General features: G+C 36.6%; 23 protein-coding genes. 1 reads left to right on the top strand and 22 read right to left on the bottom strand.

What is annotated here, in order from left to right; genetic code table 11:
• Positions 1–65: 65 nt before the first annotated feature.
• The 8 genes from ACSKT4_RS02255 to ACSKT4_RS02220 all read right to left on the bottom strand — a co-directional run bounded on the left by ACSKT4_RS02255 (position 66) and on the right by ACSKT4_RS02220 (position 6,331).
• Complete coding sequence (locus ACSKT4_RS02255) at positions 66–272, bottom strand: YlzJ-like family protein (protein WP_186868727.1); 207 nt, start codon at positions 270–272, stop codon at positions 66–68.
• Complete coding sequence (locus tag ACSKT4_RS02250; RefSeq protein WP_186868726.1) at positions 269–1,000, bottom strand: ClpP family protease; 732 nt, start codon at positions 998–1,000, stop codon at positions 269–271. The genes ACSKT4_RS02255 and ACSKT4_RS02250 overlap by 4 nt, the downstream gene beginning before the upstream one ends.
• Positions 1,001–1,164: 164 nt before the next feature.
• Positions 1,165–2,037, bottom strand: coding sequence for a 4-hydroxy-tetrahydrodipicolinate synthase (gene dapA, locus ACSKT4_RS02245; RefSeq protein WP_186868725.1), 873 nt, complete (start codon positions 2,035–2,037; stop codon positions 1,165–1,167).
• A 6-nt stretch (positions 2,038–2,043) separates the two neighbouring features.
• A complete protein-coding gene (gene dapG / locus ACSKT4_RS02240) occupies positions 2,044–3,297 on the bottom strand; it encodes an aspartate kinase (protein WP_186868724.1) in 1,254 nt (417 codons plus the stop codon).
• 21 nt (positions 3,298–3,318) lie between these two features.
• Positions 3,319–4,368 (bottom strand): aspartate-semialdehyde dehydrogenase, encoded by a 1,050-nt coding sequence (gene asd / locus ACSKT4_RS02235; protein ID WP_186868723.1) that lies wholly within the window; start codon positions 4,366–4,368, stop codon positions 3,319–3,321.
• 76 nt (positions 4,369–4,444) lie between these two features.
• Positions 4,445–5,035, bottom strand: a complete 591-nt coding sequence (dpaB, locus tag ACSKT4_RS02230) for a dipicolinate synthase subunit B (RefSeq protein WP_186868722.1) — start codon at positions 5,033–5,035, stop codon at positions 4,445–4,447.
• A complete protein-coding gene (gene dpaA / locus ACSKT4_RS02225) occupies positions 5,035–5,919 on the bottom strand; it encodes a dipicolinic acid synthetase subunit A (protein ID WP_186868721.1) in 885 nt (294 codons plus the stop codon). Before dpaA ends, dpaB begins: the two co-directional genes overlap by 1 nt.
• A gap of 178 nt (positions 5,920–6,097) precedes the next feature.
• Positions 6,098–6,331, bottom strand: coding sequence for a YlmC/YmxH family sporulation protein (locus ACSKT4_RS02220; RefSeq protein WP_186868720.1), 234 nt, complete (start codon positions 6,329–6,331; stop codon positions 6,098–6,100).
• 164 nt (positions 6,332–6,495) lie between these two features.
• On the opposite strand from ACSKT4_RS02220, the gene ACSKT4_RS02215 reads away from it, so the two are divergent.
• The gene (locus ACSKT4_RS02215) at positions 6,496–6,756 is read left to right on the top strand and encodes a hypothetical protein (protein WP_211741472.1); all 261 of its coding nucleotides are present in this window, start codon (positions 6,496–6,498) and stop codon (positions 6,754–6,756) included.
• A gap of 28 nt (positions 6,757–6,784) precedes the next feature.
• Here the strand turns inward: ACSKT4_RS02215 and ACSKT4_RS02210 are convergent, their stop codons facing one another.
• The 14 genes from ACSKT4_RS02210 to ACSKT4_RS02145 form a co-directional block, all read right to left on the bottom strand.
• Complete coding sequence (locus ACSKT4_RS02210; RefSeq protein ID WP_465822750.1) at positions 6,785–8,008, bottom strand: M16 family metallopeptidase; 1,224 nt, start codon at positions 8,006–8,008, stop codon at positions 6,785–6,787.
• Between the two features lie 22 nt (positions 8,009–8,030).
• Entirely contained in the window at positions 8,031–8,981 is a 951-nt protein-coding gene (locus ACSKT4_RS02205; protein ID WP_186868717.1) for a polysaccharide deacetylase family protein, read from the bottom strand.
• Positions 8,982–9,081: 100 nt separating this feature from the next.
• Positions 9,082–11,196 carry a polyribonucleotide nucleotidyltransferase gene (locus tag ACSKT4_RS02200; protein ID WP_186868716.1) on the bottom strand — a complete coding sequence of 705 codons (2,115 nt, stop codon included), beginning with the start codon at positions 11,194–11,196 and terminating at the stop codon, positions 9,082–9,084.
• A gap of 124 nt (positions 11,197–11,320) precedes the next feature.
• Complete coding sequence (rpsO, locus tag ACSKT4_RS02195; protein ID WP_186868715.1) at positions 11,321–11,590, bottom strand: 30S ribosomal protein S15; 270 nt, start codon at positions 11,588–11,590, stop codon at positions 11,321–11,323.
• Positions 11,591–11,738: 148 nt separating this feature from the next.
• Positions 11,739–12,680: a bifunctional riboflavin kinase/FAD synthetase gene (locus tag ACSKT4_RS02190; protein ID WP_465822778.1), complete on the bottom strand. Its 942-nt coding sequence runs from the start codon at positions 12,678–12,680 to the stop codon at positions 11,739–11,741.
• A 19-nt stretch (positions 12,681–12,699) separates the two neighbouring features.
• Complete coding sequence (gene truB, locus ACSKT4_RS02185; RefSeq protein ID WP_186868714.1) at positions 12,700–13,587, bottom strand: tRNA pseudouridine(55) synthase TruB; 888 nt, start codon at positions 13,585–13,587, stop codon at positions 12,700–12,702.
• Between the two features lie 211 nt (positions 13,588–13,798).
• The gene (rbfA, locus tag ACSKT4_RS02180; protein ID WP_186868713.1) at positions 13,799–14,143 is read right to left on the bottom strand and encodes a 30S ribosome-binding factor RbfA; all 345 of its coding nucleotides are present in this window, start codon (positions 14,141–14,143) and stop codon (positions 13,799–13,801) included.
• A gap of 41 nt (positions 14,144–14,184) precedes the next feature.
• Positions 14,185–14,463: a DUF503 domain-containing protein gene (locus ACSKT4_RS02175; protein WP_186868712.1), complete on the bottom strand. Its 279-nt coding sequence runs from the start codon at positions 14,461–14,463 to the stop codon at positions 14,185–14,187.
• A complete protein-coding gene (gene infB, locus ACSKT4_RS02170; protein ID WP_186868711.1) occupies positions 14,460–16,619 on the bottom strand; it encodes a translation initiation factor IF-2 in 2,160 nt (719 codons plus the stop codon). The genes ACSKT4_RS02175 and infB overlap by 4 nt, the downstream gene beginning before the upstream one ends.
• A 20-nt stretch (positions 16,620–16,639) precedes the next feature.
• Positions 16,640–16,942 (bottom strand): L7Ae/L30e/S12e/Gadd45 family ribosomal protein, encoded by a 303-nt coding sequence (locus ACSKT4_RS02165; protein ID WP_186868710.1) that lies wholly within the window; start codon positions 16,940–16,942, stop codon positions 16,640–16,642.
• Positions 16,932–17,210, bottom strand: a complete 279-nt coding sequence (rnpM, locus tag ACSKT4_RS02160; RefSeq protein ID WP_186868709.1) for an RNase P modulator RnpM — start codon at positions 17,208–17,210, stop codon at positions 16,932–16,934. The genes ACSKT4_RS02165 and rnpM overlap by 11 nt, the downstream gene beginning before the upstream one ends.
• A gap of 13 nt (positions 17,211–17,223) precedes the next feature.
• Positions 17,224–18,324, bottom strand: coding sequence for a transcription termination factor NusA (gene nusA / locus ACSKT4_RS02155; protein ID WP_186868708.1), 1,101 nt, complete (start codon positions 18,322–18,324; stop codon positions 17,224–17,226).
• A 15-nt stretch (positions 18,325–18,339) separates the two neighbouring features.
• Positions 18,340–18,810, bottom strand: coding sequence for a ribosome maturation factor RimP (gene rimP, locus ACSKT4_RS02150; RefSeq protein ID WP_186868707.1), 471 nt, complete (start codon positions 18,808–18,810; stop codon positions 18,340–18,342).
• A 260-nt stretch (positions 18,811–19,070) separates the two neighbouring features.
• Complete coding sequence (locus ACSKT4_RS02145; protein ID WP_186868706.1) at positions 19,071–19,943, bottom strand: STAS domain-containing protein; 873 nt, start codon at positions 19,941–19,943, stop codon at positions 19,071–19,073.
• Positions 19,944–20,075 lie beyond the last annotated feature (132 nt).

The following is a 20,075-nucleotide window of genomic DNA, read 5'->3' as shown; positions in this document are numbered from 1 at the left end:
CAAGGGTATTTATCATGTTGATTAACTATAGTATATCATAGACAACCTAATTAAACGATTCCCTTTTATGATAGAATCGTACCTGGTGTAAATTTTTGATTCAAATAATCTTGTGGATCAGTGGACAATAGTTGCACAATCTGGTATTCACCATGATCATTCTTTTCTACAAAACATGTTTTCCCCTCATATGTAATACATTGTCTATTACTGTATACATTTTCAGGTGTTGGGAATATCTCCGATTCTGAAAGTGGCGTATATAAAATCATTGAATAACCCCCTGTTCTTGATTTCCTTTTGTTTGATTGATAAGCTCTGTTACTTTTTTCATTGCTTCTTTCACACCGCCAACTTCATCAATTAAACCATATTCCACCGCATCTGTACCGACCACATTTGTTCCAATATCACGTGTTAAATTACCTTTAGCAAACATCAAATCTTTGAATTTCTCTTCTTTAATATTGGAATGATGAACGACAAAGTTAATTACTCTTTCCTGCATTTTATCTAAGTATTCAAATGTTTGGGGAACTCCAATAACAAGTCCTGTAAGACGTACGGGATGGATAGTCATCGTTGCAGTTGGCACAATAAAAGAATAATTAGTCGAAACAGCAATTGGTACACCGATGGAATGACCGCCACCTAATACAATAGAAACGGTTGGTTTAGACAATGACGCAATCATTTCAGATAAAGCAAGTCCAGCCTCAACATCTCCACCTACTGTATTTAATAAAATAATGACACCCTCAATTTTAGGATTTTGTTCAATCGCGATTAATTGTGGTAGTAAATGTTCATATTTCGTTGTTTTATTTTGTGGTGGAAGCTGTATGTGACCTTCGATTTGACCGATAATGGATAACACATGGATATTTGAATCTGGTGCTTGTGGGACATTCGTTTGACCTAGCGCTTGAATTTTTTGTACTAAGGAAGATGGGTTAGATTGTTCTTCTTGTCCCTCTTTCTTTTCTGTATCTTTTTCCATAAATAAACACTCCTTTCCAAAATTCACTATAAACATAGTATGGGCGTTTCCCTTCAAATACATTCCTATAGAAAAAAGGATTCCCGGTTAAGGAATCCTTTTTAAAGTAAATCTGTTATAATTTACTCTCCTGTAGAGCACAATTTCAATTGAACCAATCTTATTTAATGGAGATTTTCTAATAATGACTTTACTCTATTTTCTTCTTCTGCTGTCAGTGGCACTAGTGGTAGGCGAACACCGCCTGTTTGTATGCCTTTCATTTTAAGTGCTGCTTTTACTGGTGTTGGTGATGGTGCTTCAAATAATCCATTCATTACTGGTAGGAGCTTACGATGCAGTTTTGCTGCTTTTTTTGTGTCTCCTTGTTCGAATGCTCTAATCATTTCTTGCATTTCATTACCAATTACGTGAGATGCAACAGAGACAATACCATCTCCCCCAATGGAAAGCAACGGTAAAGTTAAACCGTCATCCCCGCTATATAAGGTAAAATCATCACTCGTATTTTCAATAATTTCAGCAGCTTGATCTAAGTCTCCACTTGCCTCTTTAACCGAAACGATATTGTCGATTTTGCTTAACTCAATAATCGTTTCAGCAGACATTTTCACTACAGAGCGCCCTGGGATATTATATAACATTATTGGTAAAGTCGTTTCTTCCGCTATAACTTTAAAATGCGTATAAAGTCCTTGTTGATTTGGTTTATTATAATAAGGAGCCACTAACATGATGGCATCGACACCGCATTTTTCCGCCTCTATTGTTAGCTCTATTGAACTTTGTGTGTTGTTTCCACCTGTTCCAGCTATGACAGGGATACGCTTATCGACAATTTTTACGACATGTGAAAATAGCTCTAATTTTTCTTTCTTTGTGAGTGTTGGGGATTCTCCAGTTGTTCCTGCAACGACTAAGCCTTCTGTTCCGTTGTCTATTAAATAATTTACTAATTTTGTTGTTTCGTCATAGTTGATTTCCCCGTCTTGATTAAAAGGGGTAACCATTGCCGTTAAAATCTTACCAAAATTCATATATACTCACCTTTCTATAATAAAGTCATGTAAAATTGTCGGCCCTTTTGCTAATTCGAATTCATCATGTAATGCATTTACTGCTTTATATACATCTTTGCTAGGAATTAATACCCAAATCGTTGTATGACTATCTGCGGATTGTAATATTTGCACACCATGATTAGTTAAAGCTTGCACGATTCTAGAGGCAACACCTGGAACACCGTTCATTCCAGCACCAACTACTGAAACTTTTGTACAATCCTGTATGACAGTTGGATTAAAGCCTTTTTCTTTCAACTTATTAATAGCCTTTTTACTTTGTAAATCTGGAACAGTATACACGACACCAGTAGGAGAAATATTGATAAAATCAATCGATATCCCCGCATCCGCCATAACTTTAAACACTTCAGATTGTAGTCTATATGCTTCCTTCTCTTTTGTTTGAACTTTAATCTGGGTAATGTTAGCTAAATGGGCGATTCCAGTAACTAATCGGTCTGATACATCGACTGCTTTATTTTTACTCGTTATATTGGTTACCAATGTTCCTCCGTCCTCCTCATAAGTGGAACGAACTAACATTGGGATTTTTTCTCTCATAGCAATTTCTACTGCTCTCGGGTGAATAACTTTAGCACCTTGATAAGCTAAATTACAAATTTCCTGATATGTTACCACATCAAGAGCACGGGCATTTTTAACTACTCGCGGATCGGCTGTCATAATGCCATTAACATCTGTAAATATTTCTATTCGTTCTGCATGTAATGCTACACCTAAAGCGGCAGCTGTTGTATCGCTCCCTCCACGCCCTAATGTTGTGAGTTCGCCAACTTCATTCTTACCTTGAAAACCTGCAACAACCACTACATCATGTGTCTTTAACTCATTGTAAATACGAATTGGATTCACTTCTTTTATTTTCGCTTGATTATAACCTGAATTCGTCATGATGCCTGCTTGCGCCCCGGTCAGCGCAATTGCTTTAATCGATTTTTTCCGAAGCTCATTCGATAAAACAACCGAAGAAATAATCTCACCACAAGCCATTAGCATATCCAGCTCACGATCTGAGATTGCATGCTCTGGATAATGAACTAAATTTAATAATGAATCCGTAGCATAGGCCTCTGGACTTCTTCCCATTGCAGATACGACTACTACAAGCTTATTATCATTCAGTAGTGCATGTTCTATATGATGAATAACATGTTGTCTAGTTCGTTCATTTTGTACAGAAGTTCCACCAAATTTCTGAACTAATATCTGCACGTTTCAAACACCTCTACCTAACTATTTTAATAAGAACCCCTTTTCAATCATACGTTCAGCAATTTGAACGGTATTCCATGCAGCTCCTTTAAGCAGATTATCAGAAACGATCCATAAGTGGAATCCTTTATCATCATCTAAGTCCTTCCTTACACGACCAACAAATACTTCTTTTTCTCCAGCAGCACTTTGGGGTGTTGGATAGACTTGGTTAGTTGGATCGTCCTGTAAAACAATCCCATCCGCATTGTCTAATACCTTCCAAAGATCCTCCGTTCGTAACCCTTCTTTCTCTACCTCAATATATACACTTTCAGCATGAGAGGTGAAAAATGGTAGGCGAACACAAGTTGCTGTAACTTTCAGTTCAGGTGCATGCAATATTTTTCTCGTTTCATTAATCATCTTCATCTCTTCAAACGTATAACCATTATCCTGGAATACATCGATTTGAGGCAGTGCATTAAAGGCAATTGGGTAATGGTTACGATCGCCATTTACTGGTAATATTTTTGGTGTAACCTCTTCATTATTCAAAAATCCCTCTGTTTGTCTTCTTAGTTCATCTACAGCCTGGTTTCCTGCTCCAGAAACAGCTTGGTAGGTAGATACGATAACTTTCTTCAAACCAAAAGCTTCTTTTAACGGCTTTAAAGCCGCTACCATTTGGATTGTCGAACAATTCGGATTGGCAATAATACCTTTATGCAATGCCAAATCCTCCTCATTTACTTCTGGTACAACTAGTGGTACTTCCTCATCCATCCGATAGGCACTTGTATTATCAACTACTACAGCACCACGTTTCACTGCTTCTGGTGCAAACTGCTTAGACACTGATCCACCAGCTGAAAATAAAGCAATATCTATATCGTTAAAACTTTCGTTCGTTGTTTCTTCTACCGTATATTCTTGCTCTTTGAACATAATCTTTGTTCCTTGAGAACGCTTTGAGGAGAGAAGCTTTAGTTCATTAATTGGAAAATTTCTTTCCTCTAGTAATTTCACTATGTTTTGACCAACAGCCCCTGTTGCTCCAACTACTGCTACATTATAAGTTTCTTTTGTCATGATGATAACCCCTTCCCCCAGAAGAATAAAAATTATTAAATACTATCTGAATCTTAACTATACATTCTATCACAATTTATTCCGAAAATGGTACTAATATCGGTTGTAATTGCTTACCTTCCAAAGCTAAAGAAACTGTATCAGATAATAACTCCATGTTAGCAACTAGTGAATTAGGCTTTTTGTATGGATCGTCTTGGCCATAGGGAACAAAATAAATATACTTACTTGCCATTAAACGCATTAAATTAACACCATTTAGACCTAAAGCATCATTCGTAGATATTCCTAGTACGACTGGAGCTCCGTTTCGCATGGTCGCTTTTGCAGCCATAAGTGGCGGAGAATCGGTTTGCGCATTGGCAAACTTACTCATAGAATTACCGGTTAAAGGAGCAATTACCATACAATCAAGTGGATTTTGAGGACCGAGTGGCTCCGCTTCTGGCATCGTAGAAATTACTTTCTTCCCAGTAATGGATTCGATTCGTTCAATATGATCCTTTGCTTTACCAAATTTCGTATCAACATTCATTACCGTATAAGTAACAACTGGAACAACCTCCGCTCCTAATTCCACTAGTCGTTCCATAGGACCAAATACTGCCTCATATGTGCAATGTGAACCTGTCACACCAAACCCAATTCTTTTCCCTTTTAAATCCATCATAATAACTCCTTTTCCTTTGTTAATATTTGAATGATGACATCTGCTAGTATTTTACCAGCAGTCTTAGGGGCTACTATACTAGGCAAACTTCTTGCTAGCATTGCTTCAATACCTCGTTGCTTTGCATAATCAAAATCTGTACCACCAGGCTTTGAAGCTAAGTCTATAATGACTGCGCTTGCTGGCAAATTTTGAATGGCATCCTTGTTTATTACCTTAGCTGGTATCGTATTAATCAAAAGATCACATTCACTAGTATAAGAAGACAATTTATTTAAGGCGATTGGGGTTAGACCCATTTCTGTAATTCTCGCTAAATCCGTTGAATTTCTAGTTGCTACCGAAACTTTTGCACCAAGCGCTGCAAATTTATTGGCAACCGTATTCCCTACCCTACCAAAGCCAGCAACAATTACTCTAGATGAATGAATGGTATAGTCCGTATTCTCAATAGCCATCATGATTGCACCTTCAGCTGTTGGGATTGAATTGTAAATTGCCACATCGTCCCGGTCCAGTAGAGGGATTAATGTTTTATTGGAATGCCCCACTAATTCTGTCAAATGATTGGTAGTTATTCCGGTGAAAATAACCGCACTCTCTTTCAGTCGATCAAGCCACTCCTTTGTAATATAGATATCTTGATCAGAAAAGACCGTCTCTACCTTGCCCCCTTCATCTGCACCGGTAATAGGTAATATAATAATATCTATATTTTCAACATCTAACTCATTAAAATCTTTTTGATTTAATCCTGTAAATCCTTGTTCTAATTTGTCGTAGCCTACTAGAACTAACTCTATATTTTCAATAGCTTGCAGTTGTCTAATTAGCTCTAAATATCTAGCATCTCCACCTATAACAGCTATGAATTGTTTCATTACCTAGAACACCCTCCAACCTCAAAATAAAAAGTCATCGATAAAAGCCAATATCTCCATATCAAGTTAAAGCATTTTTCTTTATAGCTTATGATTTTATAGGCGGATAGTGAATGCTAGTTATGAAAAGGGACAAAAAAAGGCTAGTATCTCTGTATCGATACTAGCCGTCATAACGCTATTCTGCTTCAATCATAATCATATCCTCGCCAATCTTTTTTATCGAATTCCAATGAATTTTAGCAACTTCTCCTTCTTTCTTTAGACCGAACCATTTATAGTTAGGCAAAATAAACGAATGAATTTGCCCCGTATGTTCATCGATTTCCAAATCTGTCTGTCCTAATATTCCTAATCGTTTACCGTTAGTAATATTCACTATTTCCTTATTACTTATATCATTGTAGCGCACGGATTCAGCCCTCCAATTCCTCCCGTTTTTATAAGTATATGCTAAAAAAACTAGCCCTATGTTACATTCATATTCTATTCTATTCATAATACGTAAAAATTTCACCATAAGTGTGAGATTCTTCATATTATTCTATATAATATAACTAGCAAATAATGGAGGGAATGAAAAGTGTGATAACACATGATTATCGAAAAAAGTACAGGGAAACTTATCTACCAAAAACAGAACAGATTACAATTCAACAACAACCAGAATTAACCTGTGTATCGCAACGAATGATTATATCCTATAATATGGATTGGAACGGGAGACCAGAGCCGATTGACGAAAAATGGCTAGCTTTTCACTATACCTCTAAAAAGAAAAATAGTGGGCAAAGTCACCCGTTGATGACCTTACCCAATAATCCTAGTACGTTTTAAAACTTATACACAAATGAATTTGTATTGGTTAACCAATTTTCGGAGCAATGAGTGCAGTAGATGGTGCTTTACTACCAAAGGTCAACTCGATAACCTGTTTAATCGACTCATGACTAACCGAATCAATCTCTTGAATCATTTCATCCAGTGTTCGATGACGGTTTAGCAACAACTCATTCTTCCCATTTCTGCTCATTCGACTATTAGTGCTTTCCAAACTCAACATTAAGCTTCCCTTTAATTGCTCTTTACTATTTCTTAATTCCTTATCTGTTAAACCTTTTTCCATTAAGTTATCAACCGTTTGTTCAATCGTATCTTTTAACAAAGGTAATTGTTCTTTCCCAGTTCCTGCATAAATAGTAAGTAACCCATGATCTAAAAACGATGAGTGATAAGAAAATACAGAGTATGCAAGTCCACGTTTTTCTCTTACTTCCTGGAATAGTCTGGAGCTCATACTTCCTCCAAGAACATTGTTAAGAATAATAAGACTATACACATCTTCTGAATCAACCGGTAAACCATTATAACCAATACATAAATGAGCTTGTTCTGTATCTTTATGCCTTTCAATCGTATCACTTAAGAAGGTTGGTTTAGTAACCATGGACCGTTTCGCATTTGAGCTATAGTTTCCGAAATAACTTTCAACTGTAGAAATAAACGATACATCAACGTTACCCGCTACGGAAATAACGACATTTTCTGGTGTATAATGACTAGATATGTACTCTCTTAATGTATCTGGAGTAAAGGTTTTCAAGTGTTCTTCGATTCCAAGTATTGGATAGCCTAATGGATGTTGGCCATACGATGCTCTAGCCAGTAAATCATGCACTATATCATCCGGGGTATCCTCATACATTTTGATTTCTTCATAAACAACTTTCTTCTCGCGTTCCATTTCGTCTGAATCAAACGATGAATTAAAGAACATATCTGCTAAAATTTCTAAAGCATGCTCCTTATGTGTATCCAATACTTTAGCATAAAAACATGTATATTCTTTTGATGTAAAAGCATTCACTTGACCACCTATGGAGTCAAAAGCTTCCGCTATGTCTGTTGCTGTACGTGTCTTTGTCCCTTTAAAGAACATATGCTCCAGAAAATGCGAAATTCCATTATTTATTTCATTTTCATTCCTTGAACCAGTTAACACCCACACACCAATCGTAACTGATCTTACGGAAGGTATTTTTTCTAGTACAATTCGTAGTCCATTTTTGCTAGTATGTTTTTCTATCAAGTTCGTTCCTCCTGTAACCAAGCTATCGTGTTTCTGATAATAATTTATCGATTGAACCTATTTTGTAATCCCTCGCCTTAATCTCTGTAATTAAGGAAGGTAATCCCTTCGCAACCGAGGCTGTTGGATGCATTAAAATCGTTGCACCAGGATGAAGTTTTCCAATTACACGATTCATCATAACATCTACTGTTGGATTCTTCCAATCAATCGTATCCACACTCCAAAGGATCGTATTCATATGTAATTCATCAGCAACTTTTACTACCTCGTCTGAATAGCTACCACTTGGTGGGGCAAACCATTTTGGATCTTCGCCTGTAATAGCATGGAGTACTTCATTTGTATCTTTGATTTGCTTTTCTATTTCAGCTCTCCCTAATCTTGCCATATCAGGATGGTTATAGGCATGATTACCAATAGTATGCCCTTGTTCCTTAATCATTTTCACGTATTCTACATTCTCTTTAGCCCATTTTCCTTCTATGAAAAAGGTGGCTTTAACCTTTTGTTCCTTTAAGGTGTTTAATATGTCCGGAATGTACTCTGTTCCCCATGAAACGTTAATTAGAAAAGAAACCATCTGCTTATCAGGATGTCCACGGTATATTGGGGCTGGCCCTAAATCGTTTAACGAAACCTTTGGTGGTATTGGTTGATAAACTAGTAAATCTTCATCAAATTCTCCAGCTTTTTTCATGCGTTCGTATGATGCAGCGATATCCACTTGACGACCATTTCTGCCTGGTATTTTCTTCCACACTCTATCTATATAGGCATCTTCCGGCTCCTCATTATATCGCTCACTTTTCTCCTCAATTTCTTGATATAGTGGATCTTCTCCTTTTGCTACTTCTACTGGAGAGAAAGTGGCCTGACTTTCCACTTGAAACGGATTATGTTCTATATTAAACGATACCATTACGATTATGACAAAAACAATGACATGTATATAATTTCGATAGTTATACATTAACATCACTCCTCCCTTTCATATATATGAAGGAGGAGGACAAGATATGAAATCTAGACATGAAAAAAGAAACTGGATTTCCAGCTTCTCTTCTTTGTCTTTATAATGTTGATTTTTCAGCTTTCTCTTTTTGTTCCTTTAATACAGCTTTACGAGAAAGATTTACTCTTCCTTGCTGATCAATTTCTTTTACTTTTACCATAATTTGGTCACCAATTTTCACTACATCTTCCACTTTGTTCGTTCTTTCCTCAGCCAATTCGGAGATGTGTACTAATCCATCTTTGCCTTTAAAGATTTCTACAAATGCTCCAAATTTTTCAATGCGTTTCACGGTCCCTAAATAAACTTGACCTATTTCCACTTCTCGAACGATATCTTCAATAATCTGTTTAGCTTTTTCATTCATAGCTGAATCAGTAGAAGAAATAAACACACTACCATCCTGCTCAATATCAATTTTTACACCAGTTTCCTCAATGATTTTATTGATTTGTTTCCCACTTGGACCAATAACATCACGGATTTTGTCTGGATTAATAGACATCGTTAAAATCTTAGGAGCATATTGTGATAATTCGTTCTTAGGTTCACTGATTGTTTGCATCATCGAATCTAAGATCTGCATACGACCTTTCTTCGCTTGTGTTAATGCTTCTTCTAGAATTTCTTTCGATAAACCATCGATTTTAATATCCATTTGAAGCGCTGTAACACCCTTTTCCGTTCCAGCAACCTTGAAATCCATATCTCCTAGCGCATCTTCCATCCCTTGGATATCGGTAAGAATCGTATAATCATCACCTGATTTAACAAGGCCCATTGCAATACCGGCAACTGGGGCTTTAATCGGAACACCAGCATCCATCATTGCCAACGTACTTGCGCAAATACTAGCCTGTGAAGTTGAACCATTGGATTCTAATACTTCTGATACTAAGCGAATCGTATATGGAAAGTCTTTTTCGGATGGAACAACTTTTTCAAGTGCCCTTTCACCTAATGCACCATGGCCAATTTCACGACGACCAGGCCCACGCATTGGTCCTGTTTCCCCTACACTGTATTGTGGGAAGTTATAATGATGCATGAATCGTTTAGACTCTTCTAGATCTAACCCATCTAAGATTTGAACATCTCCTAGAGCACCTAGAGTACATACACTTAAAGCTTGGGTCTGTCCACGAGTAAATAATCCTGAACCATGTGCACGTGGTAGGACACTAACACGTGATGATAATGGACGAATTTGATCTACTTTACGGCCATCTGGACGAATTTTCTCTTTTGTAATTAAGCGACGTACTTCTTCTTTCACCATTTTATCTAAAATAGCGCTAACTTGTGAGATAACATCCGCTTCTTCTTCTTCGTATCGTGCCAATACCTCTTTTTTCACTTCACTAATAGCATCTTCTCTAGCATGCTTTTCTTTCACCTGAATAGCAGCAAGTAACTTATCCTTTGCTTCTGATTCAACTTTCTCTAGTAGAGCACTATCATATTCAAATAATATTACTTCAGACTTTTCTGGTTGGATAGCTTGTACAATTTCTTCTTGGAAAGCAACTAAACGTTTAATTTCCTCATGCCCAAACATAATGGCTTCCAACATGACTTCTTCTGGTACTTCATTTGCACCTGCTTCCACCATATTGATAGCATCCTTTGTACCAGCGACTGTTAATTCAATATCACTCTTCGCCTCTTGTTCAATTGTCGGGTTAATAATGAATTCCCCATCCACACGTCCAACATGAACCCCTGCAATCGGCTGTTCAAATGGGATATTGGAAATGGAAAGTGCAATAGAAGACCCAATCATCGCAGCAATTTCCGTAGAGCAATCTTGATCTACACTCATGACAGTACTAATTACTTGTACTTCATTACGATATCCATCTGGAAATAGCGGACGAATCGGTCTGTCAATCAATCTTGATGCTAATATTGCTTTCTCACTAGGTCTACCTTCTCTTTTAATAAAGCCACCTGGGATTTTACCTACTGCATATAGTCGTTCTTCATAATTAACTGTTAACGGGAAGAATGGTAAATCCTTCGGTTCTTTCGATGCGGTTGCAACGGCGAGTACTGATGAATCACCATATTGCACCATACAAGCACCATTTGCTTGCTTTGCTAATTCTCCGATTTCAACAACGAACGGTTTACCGGCGATTTCTGTGGAGAATACTTGTTTATCTTCTGCCATTATTTATAGTACTCCTTTCATAAAAACACTTCTATTCTTATATTTTATACTTAATAAACAGGAATGTAAATTTCGTCTATGTATGAACGTAGAAAAAAAAGCAGGATTACTCCTGCTTTTTACATTATCTACGTAAGCCAAGCTTTTTAATTAGTTCACGATAACGTGTAACGTCTTTATTACGTAAGTAGTTTAGTAAGTTACGACGCTTACCAACCATTTTTAAAAGACCACGACGTGAATGATGATCTTTTTTATGAATTCTTAAGTGATCATTTAATGTATTGATTTCCTCAGTTAGTACAGCAATTTGTACTTCTGGAGAACCAGTATCATTTTCATGCACTTTGTATTCATTAATGATTTCATTCTTACGTTCTTTTGTAATAGCCATGTTAGGCCACCTCCTAATTTCATTGATATCCCCTGTCCCCTAGCAAACGTCGGAGTTTCGATTTGCCAAGCGAAGGTTTTAACTGTTATAGCTTACAACTTTTTGAGCAAAAAAGCAAGGGATTAATAGAAACAATCCTATCTTTTACTTAAATTTGTTTAGATAAATAGGTTCGGATTAATTGTTCATCCTGTTTCATTTGCTCTATTAATTCTTCTACTTGATTAAATTTTTCCTCATTACGAAAGAACTTATACCACTCAATGACAATTTCTTTACCATATAAATCATCGTGAAAATCTAAAATGTTCACTTCAAGTGAGAGGTCAGTACGATTTTCTGTAAAAGTAGGGTTTATTCCAAGACTAGCCATCCCATTAAATCGTGTTCCGTTAATCATCACACCTACCGCATAAATTCCCGGCTTCGGTAGTAATGCCTCTTCGGAATAGTTTATATTAGCAGTTGGAAAACCAATTTCCCTTCCGCGTTTATCCCCTTCAATTACGGTACCACTCGTTACAAGTGGTCTTCCTAACAATTCCGTTACTTTCTCTACTTCACCATCTGCTAATAAACTTCTAACCCTTGTAGAACTTACCTTTTCATTATCGATGGAAACTTGATCAATGATTGTATAACCAAACTTACCGCGAGAATACATCTCAATATTATCCATATTCCCTTTTCCTTTATGGCCATATGTAAAATCAAATCCAGCAACTACATGTTTAATATGTAATCCGATAATAAAATGATCGATAAATTCTTGCGGTGATAACGATGATAATTGTTTATTAAAAGTCACGATATATAATCGATCAACCCCAAGGCGCTCTAAAACCTCTTGTTTTTCATTAAGCGGGGTAATGTACTTTACATCATGGTTATTTTTCAAAACAACAGAAGGATGTGGATAGAACGTAATGACTGCACTTTCCATATGTTTCTCTTCTGCTTTAGATACTGCTTGTCTAATTACTGTTTGGTGACCTTTATGGATACCATCAAAGAACCCTAAAGCAACAACCGTCTCTGGCAATTCATCTGCTGTCATCGAATGGGGATAGGTTAATTCAATTGTTTTCATGTTTTCACCTGCACTTCCGTTATTCGTTAAATACACGAATTGGCTTAATCTCATCTTCCTTTTCAGGATGTATCGTGTAGATTGCTAATAATTCTTCACCATACATTACTTTAAAAGGATTCGTTTGCAACACTTGATCTGGTCTTCTGAGTTTCTGGCCATTCAATACTTTTCGCTTTACATTATCATCTACATAATACGTATCTAGATGGGTTAAACCTCTAGTAATTGGTAAAAGTAGTTCTTGTCCTTTTCCTACTAAGCATGCATTTTCGATGGTATCAAAATCTACTGTGTCACATTTTTTAATATCACCGGTTTCTTCCCGTACTAGCTGCGACATATGTGCTGGATAGCCAAGTTTTTTTCCTATGTCGACACATAAGGTCCGGATATACGTCCCTTTCGAACATGTCACTTGGAAACGAATGACTTCATCATCAGTTGGAAGATAAGTGATTTCATGTATCGTCACCTTTCTTACAGGACGCTCCACCTCTTGATTAGCACGTGCATACTCATATAATTTCTTCCCTCCAACCTTTACAGCTGAATACATCGGAGGAACTTGTAAGATTTCTCCCTTAAAAGATTGTAACACGTTTTTAATTTCCTGTTTAGAAGGAAATTGTTCTACGCTTACTTTTTCGATTATTTTTCCATGTGCATCTTCTGTTTCCGTTGCCATACCTAACGTAAGCTCTGCTACGTATACTTTTGTTGTATCGGTAAGAAATTGGACGATTTTAGTTGCTTGACCTATACATATTGGTAAGACACCTTCTACCTCCGGGTCAAGTGTTCCCGTATGACCAACTTTTTTTGTTTTAAATAATTTCCTGACTTTCATCACACAATCATGTGAGGTGAAACCTTTTGGCTTCCAAAGTGGTAAAATGCCATCCATTCCATTATAACCCCCAAAGGTCTATACTTTAAGCTATTTCAAATTTTCTTATGTAAAAAAGGGAATGAGACAATGGGTTTATGCTAAAATCCAAGCATTGTATCGCTTCGCTGAAACGCTACTTAAACCTCACTTTCCCCAAATCTCTAACCCTTTTCCGAATAAAAATCTGACCCAAAAGAGCCAGATTTTTTATCCGAGACATATTAACTTATTGCTTATTTATATCACGTAATATCGTTTCAATACGATTTCCGTATTCAAGTGCTTCATCAAATTCAAAGGTAATTTCAGGTGTTTTTCTTAAACGAATTCGATTCCCAATTTCTGAGCGGATAAATCCTTTCGCCTTTGCAAGGCCAAGTAATGTATCCTGTTTCTTAGCATCATCACCAAGAACAGAAATATATACAGTTGCTTGCTGCAAGTCACCTGTTACTTCAACATCAGTCACTGTTACAAAACCAACACGGGGATCTTTAATTTTTCTAGTTAAGATTTCACCAAGTTCTTTTTTCATTTGCTCTGCAACTCGATTAGCTCGTAAATTACTCATAGTAATCACCTCTTTACTTAAACACATGTATTCCCGATTGCTTATACGACTTCCATCGTAGTAATCGTTCTTTCCAATTCGGAATACGTATCGATAACTCGAAGTACTTCCTGCATTATTTGCTCACCATGATTACGCTCATTGGTTATCGTAACAACACCAAGCTTTGTTCGTTGCCATAGATCATGATAATCAAGCTCTGTTACTGCGACATTGAAATCATTCCGCAACTTAGCCAGTATCCTTTTGATAACTGAACGTTTATCCTTTAATGAGTGACCATCATACATCATGCATTCTACTTCAAGATAGAAGATCATTTTCGCTCAATTTCCTCCATGACAAATGCCTCAATAATGTCGCCTTCTTTAATGTCGTTATAATTTTTGATCGTTATACCACACTCATAGTTTTGTGCGACTTCTTTCACATCATCTTTAAAGCGTTTCAATGTATCGATTTCACCTTCGAATATAACGACACCATTACGGATTAAACGAATACCAGCATCACGTGTAAGTTTTCCATCCGTTACATAACCACCGGCAATTGTTCCAACTTTAGAAACTTTGAATGTTTCACGTACTTCTGCTTGCCCGATAACTTTTTCTTCAAATTCAGGATCAAGTAACCCTTTCATTGCTGATTCAATTTCTTCAATAACTTTATAAATAATTCGGTGAAGACGAATATCCACTTTTTCATTCTCAGCAGTGCTCTTAGCATTTGCATCTGGACGAACATTAAAGCCGATTACAATGGCATTAGAAGCAGAGGCTAAAATAATATCTGATTCTGTAATAGCACCTACACCCGTATGGATAATCTTAATTTTAACACCTTCTACTTCAATCTTTTGAAGTGAAGAAGCTAGTGCCTCAACAGACCCTTGAACATCCGCCTTAATAATAACATTGATTTCTTTCATTTCACCTTGCTTAATTTGCTCAAAAAGGTCATCCAAGCTAACCTTATTTGTTTCAGAGCGATTTTCTTGGATTTGTTTTTGTTGACGAGCTTCACCGATTTGACGGGCGGTTTTTTCGTCATCAAATACAAGGAATTGGTCTCCTGCTTGTGGTACATCATTTAATCCCGTAATCTCTACCGGAGTAGATGGACCTGCTTCTTTTACACGTTGACCAAGATCGTTGACCATTGCACGGACACGACCAAATGTATTACCTACAACGATCGGATCACCTACGTGTAATGTTCCATTTTGTACTAATAGTGTTGCTACTGAACCTCGACCTTTATCAAGCTGTGCTTCAATTACTGTACCAGTTGCATTACGTGTAGGGTTCGCTTTTAGTTCTTCAACTTCTGATACAAGGATAATCATTTCTAGAAGATCGTCAATGCCTTCCCCTTTAAGCGCTGATAGTGGAACGAAAATTGTATCCCCGCCCCAATCTTCAGGAACTAATTCATATTCTGTTAATTCCTGCATAACGCGGTCTGGGTTTGCTGCTTCTTTATCCATTTTGTTCACAGCAATAATAATCGGAACTTCTGCTGCCTTAGCATGGTTAATAGCTTCAACTGTTTGTGGCATGACACCATCATCTGCAGCCACTACGATAATCGCGATATCTGTTACTTGCGCTCCACGTGAACGCATACTTGTGAATGCAGCATGTCCTGGTGTATCAAGGAAAGTGATTTTTTTGCCATCTTTTTTAATTTGGTAAGCACCAATATGCTGTGTAATACCACCAGCTTCTCCAGCAGTAACCTTCGTATTACGAATAGAGTCAAGTAATGTTGTTTTACCATGGTCAACGTGACCCATTATCGTCACAACTGCAGGTCTCTCTACTAAAGCAGATTCATCATCTTCTTCCATGTATTTATCTAGGTCCGTATCTTCTAAAATAATTTCTTTTTCTACCTCAACATCATACTCTGCGCAGATTAACTCGATAGCATCGTCATCAAGGTCTTGGTTTTTTGTTGCCATTACACCAAGGAACATTAGCTTCTTGATTATTTCCGAAGCTTCCTTATTTAGCTTATCGGCTAGCTCACTAACCGTAAGTGTTCCAGAATACTTAATTTCTTTCGGTGTTTCCTTAACAGCAGGCTGCTCTACAAACTGCTTATTCTGCTGTTTGTTCTTTTTATTCTTTGGTCCTTTATTCTGCTGTTTATTATGGTTAGGTTTTGATTTATTATGGTTCATTTGTTTTTTATTATGTTGTTCTTGTTTGTTACTATTCGGTTTTGAATTCAAATTAGTCCCTTTTTCTTTCTTCGTTTCCTGGTCATTTGACTTCTTCTCAGGACTTGATTGTTTTTCTGAAGGATTACTTTGATTTTTCGAGAACTTTTGATCTAGTTTTGCAATCGTGTCACTTTCAATCGTAGACATGTGATTGGAAACTTCAATATTATTCTCTTTTAAAAAGTTTATAACATCCTTGCTTGTAACATTTTGCTGTTTTGCATATTCATATACACGCATTTTACGCATACGTTCACCCCCGAATTTATTTACCCGAGTAGAGATTCTAGTTTATTTGCAAAACCGTCATCTAATATTGCAATAGCTACTCTATGGGATTTTCCGATAGCATTTGATAATGTTTCTCGATCATCGGATACAATCACATATGGAACGCCATATGTGTGACATTTATCTGTCAGTTTTTTACGTGTTTGGGGACCTACATCATTTGCTATAAGTACTAATTTCGCTCTAGTTTTTTGTATGTCTTTAACAATCGTTTCTTCCCCTGTAGAACATTTACCGGCTCGAAATGCTATCCCAATAATATTTAAATAATTACTTTTCATGATTATCACTAATAGATGCTCTTAGTTCTTCATAGATGGATTCATCTATTTGTACATTTAAATGCTTACTAAGTACACCTGTCTTCTCTGCCTTATTAATTACTTCTAGGTCTTTTGTTAAATAGGCTCCTCTACCATTTTTCTTTCCGGTAGCATCTACAAAGACCTCTCCATCTTTATTCCGAACAACACGGATTAACTCTTTTTTTGGCTTCATTTCATTTGTTACTACACATTTACGCTCTGGAGTTTTTCGTTTTGCTACCATATATTTCTCTCCCCTATTCGAATAAATCCTCTTCGACAGCTGCGTAATCTGTATCGTTTTGCTCTGTTAACAGGCCTTCTTCACGAGCTTCTGTTTCACTCTTAATATCAATCTTCCAACCGGTTAGCTTAGCTGCAAGCCTTGCGTTTTGACCGCGTTTTCCAATTGCAAGTGATAACTGATAGTCAGGTACAATGACAGTAGTAGATTTTTCTTCTTCATTGACTAGTACTTCAATGACTTTAGAAGGGCTTAGTGCATTTGAAACATACACTACTGGATCTTCTGACCATTCTACTATATCAATTTTTTCCCCTTTTAATTCATTCACAATCGTTTGTACACGTTGCCCTTTTTGACCAACACAAGAACCAACCGGATCAATCTCCGGGTCCTCTGCAAATACTGCGATTTTAGAACGATCTCCCGCTTCCCTAGCCACAGATTTGATTTCAACAATTCCATCATAAATTTCAGGAACTTCCATTTCAAATAAGCGTTTCAGTAAACCTGGATGTGACCTAGAAATAAATATTTGCGGTCCTTTACTAGTGTTTTCAACTTTTGTTACGAACACTTTTAAGCGATCATGAACCTGGTATTCTTCCGTTGGCATTTGTTCAGACTCTGGTAATTTCGCTTCAATTTTACCTAAATTCACATATACGAATCTAGGGTCAATGCGTTGAATAATACCAGTCATTACATCTTCTTCACGGTCTGAGTACTCACTGAAGATAACCCCTCGTTCAGCCTCACGAACACGTTGTGTAACTACTTGCTTAGCAGCTTGTGCAGCAATTCTACCAAAATCCTTTGGCGTCACTTCAACTTCTATAATATCTTCAATTTCGTAATTAGGATTAATTTTCTTAGCTTCCTCTAACGAAATTTCTTGTTGGTTATCCAATACTTCCTCTACAACTGTTTTTCGTGAAAACACACGCATTGTACCAGATTTTTCATCTAATTCAACACGAACATTTGTAGCGGACTTGAAATTCTTTTTATAAGCAGATATTAAAGCAGCTTCTAAAGCTTCAATTAAGATCTCCTTATCAATACCTTTTTCTTTACCTAAATTTTCAATTGCATCAAACAATTGACTACTCATTTTCTTCTTTCCCCCTTATAATGTAACTGCGAGTCTCGCTTTTGCAATTTTCTCAAATGGTATCTCTACTTGATGCTTACGTGTTTTCACTTTGTATTCAATAGTAGCAACATTGTTTGAGAAATTTACTAAAATACCTTCGTATGCCTTTTCACCATTAATTGGTTCAAATAACTTTACATAAACATTTTTGTTTATGCTTTTAGCAAAGTCTTCCACAGTTTTGATGGGGCGTTCCACTCCTGGTGAAGATACCTCTAGGAAATACGCTTCCTGTATAGGGTCAACATCATCTAGCTTTTCACTCAATTGCTCGGACACTTCGCCACATTCGGTGATGTCTATTCCGCCTTCTTTATCAATAAAGACTCTTAAAAACCAATTTTTTCCTTCTTTTACATATTCGATATCGACTAACTCTAGATTCTTTTCTTCTAGAATTGGCCTAACTAGTTCTTCTGTTGTTTTGACAACCTGAGAGCTCAAGTCTAACCCTCCTCCTTTTAACTCTAGCTGTACTTACTATATCTTATTATTGACTAACTGCCTATTTTTCATTTAAAAAGATAAACCAATATAAAACCCTTGCCAATAGGCAAGGGAATGTTACACAACGTAGGCAGATTACGAAGAAAGAGTGGGAATGCCCACTCTTTTGTCCGATACTATCGATACTTACTACTAAAATATACCATAAGTAATATGGCTATGCAAGAAAATAACGAAGAAATAGCCCTTACATTTCTTTATTTGGAAAATAAATCAACTAGGGATTCCCTACTATGATTAGTATCGATTTTTAAATAATCTTGTAAAGCTTTTTGAAGGGAAGCCTTTGTAGTTGCTTTACCACCGAATTCTACATCTAGTTTAATCATATTGCGAACAATCTCTGGCCTTAAACCAGTGATGACTAATTTACTTCCCATCATACCTACACCATCTAACAATTTTAGGAATAACCGAATTGCTTCGTTGTCCATTTCGGCTATGCCAGATAGATCCATAATCAGTGTTTGAATTCTCATTCGACCAACTTCAAATAAGACTTTTTCCTCGATTACATTTGCCCGATTCGTATCAATCGTGCCGATCAGTGGAAGAATACTAACGTCTGGGGTTATCGGAATTATTGGCACAGAAAGATTGTTTACTAATTTTTGCTGTTTCTCAATTAACTCATCTTTATACTTGGAATAGCTAATAAAAAAGCTATTGGTGAATGAGTCGACCAGCTCATTATATATACTCGTTTCTGTATAGAAGTTTTCGCTATTCTTTACCTTATGACCGTTAAGGGTATCAAAATGGTATAAAAACTCCCAGAACGTTTTACGGATTGCTCGAATCCACTCCAATTTGAAGCTGAGTGTCATGGCATGCTTAGCCCAAACTATGCCTTCTTTTTTCGCAAACTCCTCTACTTCATCAAGCTTACCATCCACGATTAAAAGTACAAGTTGATGTGCATTATCCAGTAGATTTATATTACCAATTACATGTATCTCATTAATCTTATCCCGTACATTAACAGCAACACTAAGTAACCTTTCTTCAAATGAAGGCCGATTTAAAACTAGAAAATCATGAAGATCTTCACTTTTAATCAAATTAGGCACTAGACACACTTCCTTCTATATTTGAAATTATTATATCTGGATACAAACGTTATTTTCAAGAAAAATTATAGGTGAAACTTTCGACAGCTATGGTAGATGACATAGAAAAAAAGAGAGGTAGCACCCCAATGT

The sequence above is a fragment of the Ornithinibacillus liuyingii genome, from assembly GCF_055550225.1.
Note: the sequence above shows the minus strand (reverse complement) of the source record. Positions and strands in the feature narration are given on the sequence as shown.

What these genes read in the sequence shown, in the direction of transcription:
- truB (WP_186868714.1), bottom strand. Translation starts at nt 13,587, where the DNA reads ATGGATGGCATTTTACCACTTTGGAAGCCAAAAGGTTTCACCTCACAT.
- dpaA (WP_186868721.1), bottom strand. Translation starts at nt 5,919, where the DNA reads ATGAAACAATTCATAGCTGTTATAGGTGGAGATGCTAGATATTTAGAG.
- rpsO (WP_186868715.1), bottom strand. Translation starts at nt 11,590, where the DNA reads ATGGCTATTACAAAAGAACGTAAGAATGAAATCATTAATGAATACAAA.
- ACSKT4_RS02175 (WP_186868712.1), bottom strand. Translation starts at nt 14,463, where the DNA reads ATGATCTTCTATCTTGAAGTAGAATGCATGATGTATGATGGTCACTCA.
- ACSKT4_RS02255 (WP_186868727.1), bottom strand. Translation starts at nt 272, where the DNA reads ATGATTTTATATACGCCACTTTCAGAATCGGAGATATTCCCAACACCT.
- ACSKT4_RS02200 (WP_186868716.1), bottom strand. Translation starts at nt 11,196, where the DNA reads ATGGCAGAAGATAAACAAGTATTCTCCACAGAAATCGCCGGTAAACCG.
- ACSKT4_RS02205 (WP_186868717.1), bottom strand. Translation starts at nt 8,981, where the DNA reads ATGTATAACTATCGAAATTATATACATGTCATTGTTTTTGTCATAATC.
- ACSKT4_RS02190 (WP_465822778.1), bottom strand. Translation starts at nt 12,680, where the DNA reads ATGAAAACAATTGAATTAACCTATCCCCATTCGATGACAGCAGATGAA.
- dapA (WP_186868725.1), bottom strand. Translation starts at nt 2,037, where the DNA reads ATGAATTTTGGTAAGATTTTAACGGCAATGGTTACCCCTTTTAATCAA.
- infB (WP_186868711.1), bottom strand. Translation starts at nt 16,619, where the DNA reads ATGCGTAAAATGCGTGTATATGAATATGCAAAACAGCAAAATGTTACA.
- ACSKT4_RS02250 (WP_186868726.1), bottom strand. Translation starts at nt 1,000, where the DNA reads ATGGAAAAAGATACAGAAAAGAAAGAGGGACAAGAAGAACAATCTAAC.
- nusA (WP_186868708.1), bottom strand. Translation starts at nt 18,324, where the DNA reads ATGAGTAGTCAATTGTTTGATGCAATTGAAAATTTAGGTAAAGAAAAA.
- dpaB (WP_186868722.1), bottom strand. Translation starts at nt 5,035, where the DNA reads ATGGATTTAAAAGGGAAAAGAATTGGGTTTGGTGTGACAGGTTCACAT.
- rnpM (WP_186868709.1), bottom strand. Translation starts at nt 17,210, where the DNA reads ATGGTAGCAAAACGAAAAACTCCAGAGCGTAAATGTGTAGTAACAAAT.
- ACSKT4_RS02165 (WP_186868710.1), bottom strand. Translation starts at nt 16,942, where the DNA reads ATGAAAAGTAATTATTTAAATATTATTGGGATAGCATTTCGAGCCGGT.
- ACSKT4_RS02215 (WP_211741472.1), top strand. Translation starts at nt 6,496, where the DNA reads ATGAAAAGTGTGATAACACATGATTATCGAAAAAAGTACAGGGAAACT.
- asd (WP_186868723.1), bottom strand. Translation starts at nt 4,368, where the DNA reads ATGACAAAAGAAACTTATAATGTAGCAGTAGTTGGAGCAACAGGGGCT.
- rbfA (WP_186868713.1), bottom strand. Translation starts at nt 14,143, where the DNA reads ATGAGTAATTTACGAGCTAATCGAGTTGCAGAGCAAATGAAAAAAGAA.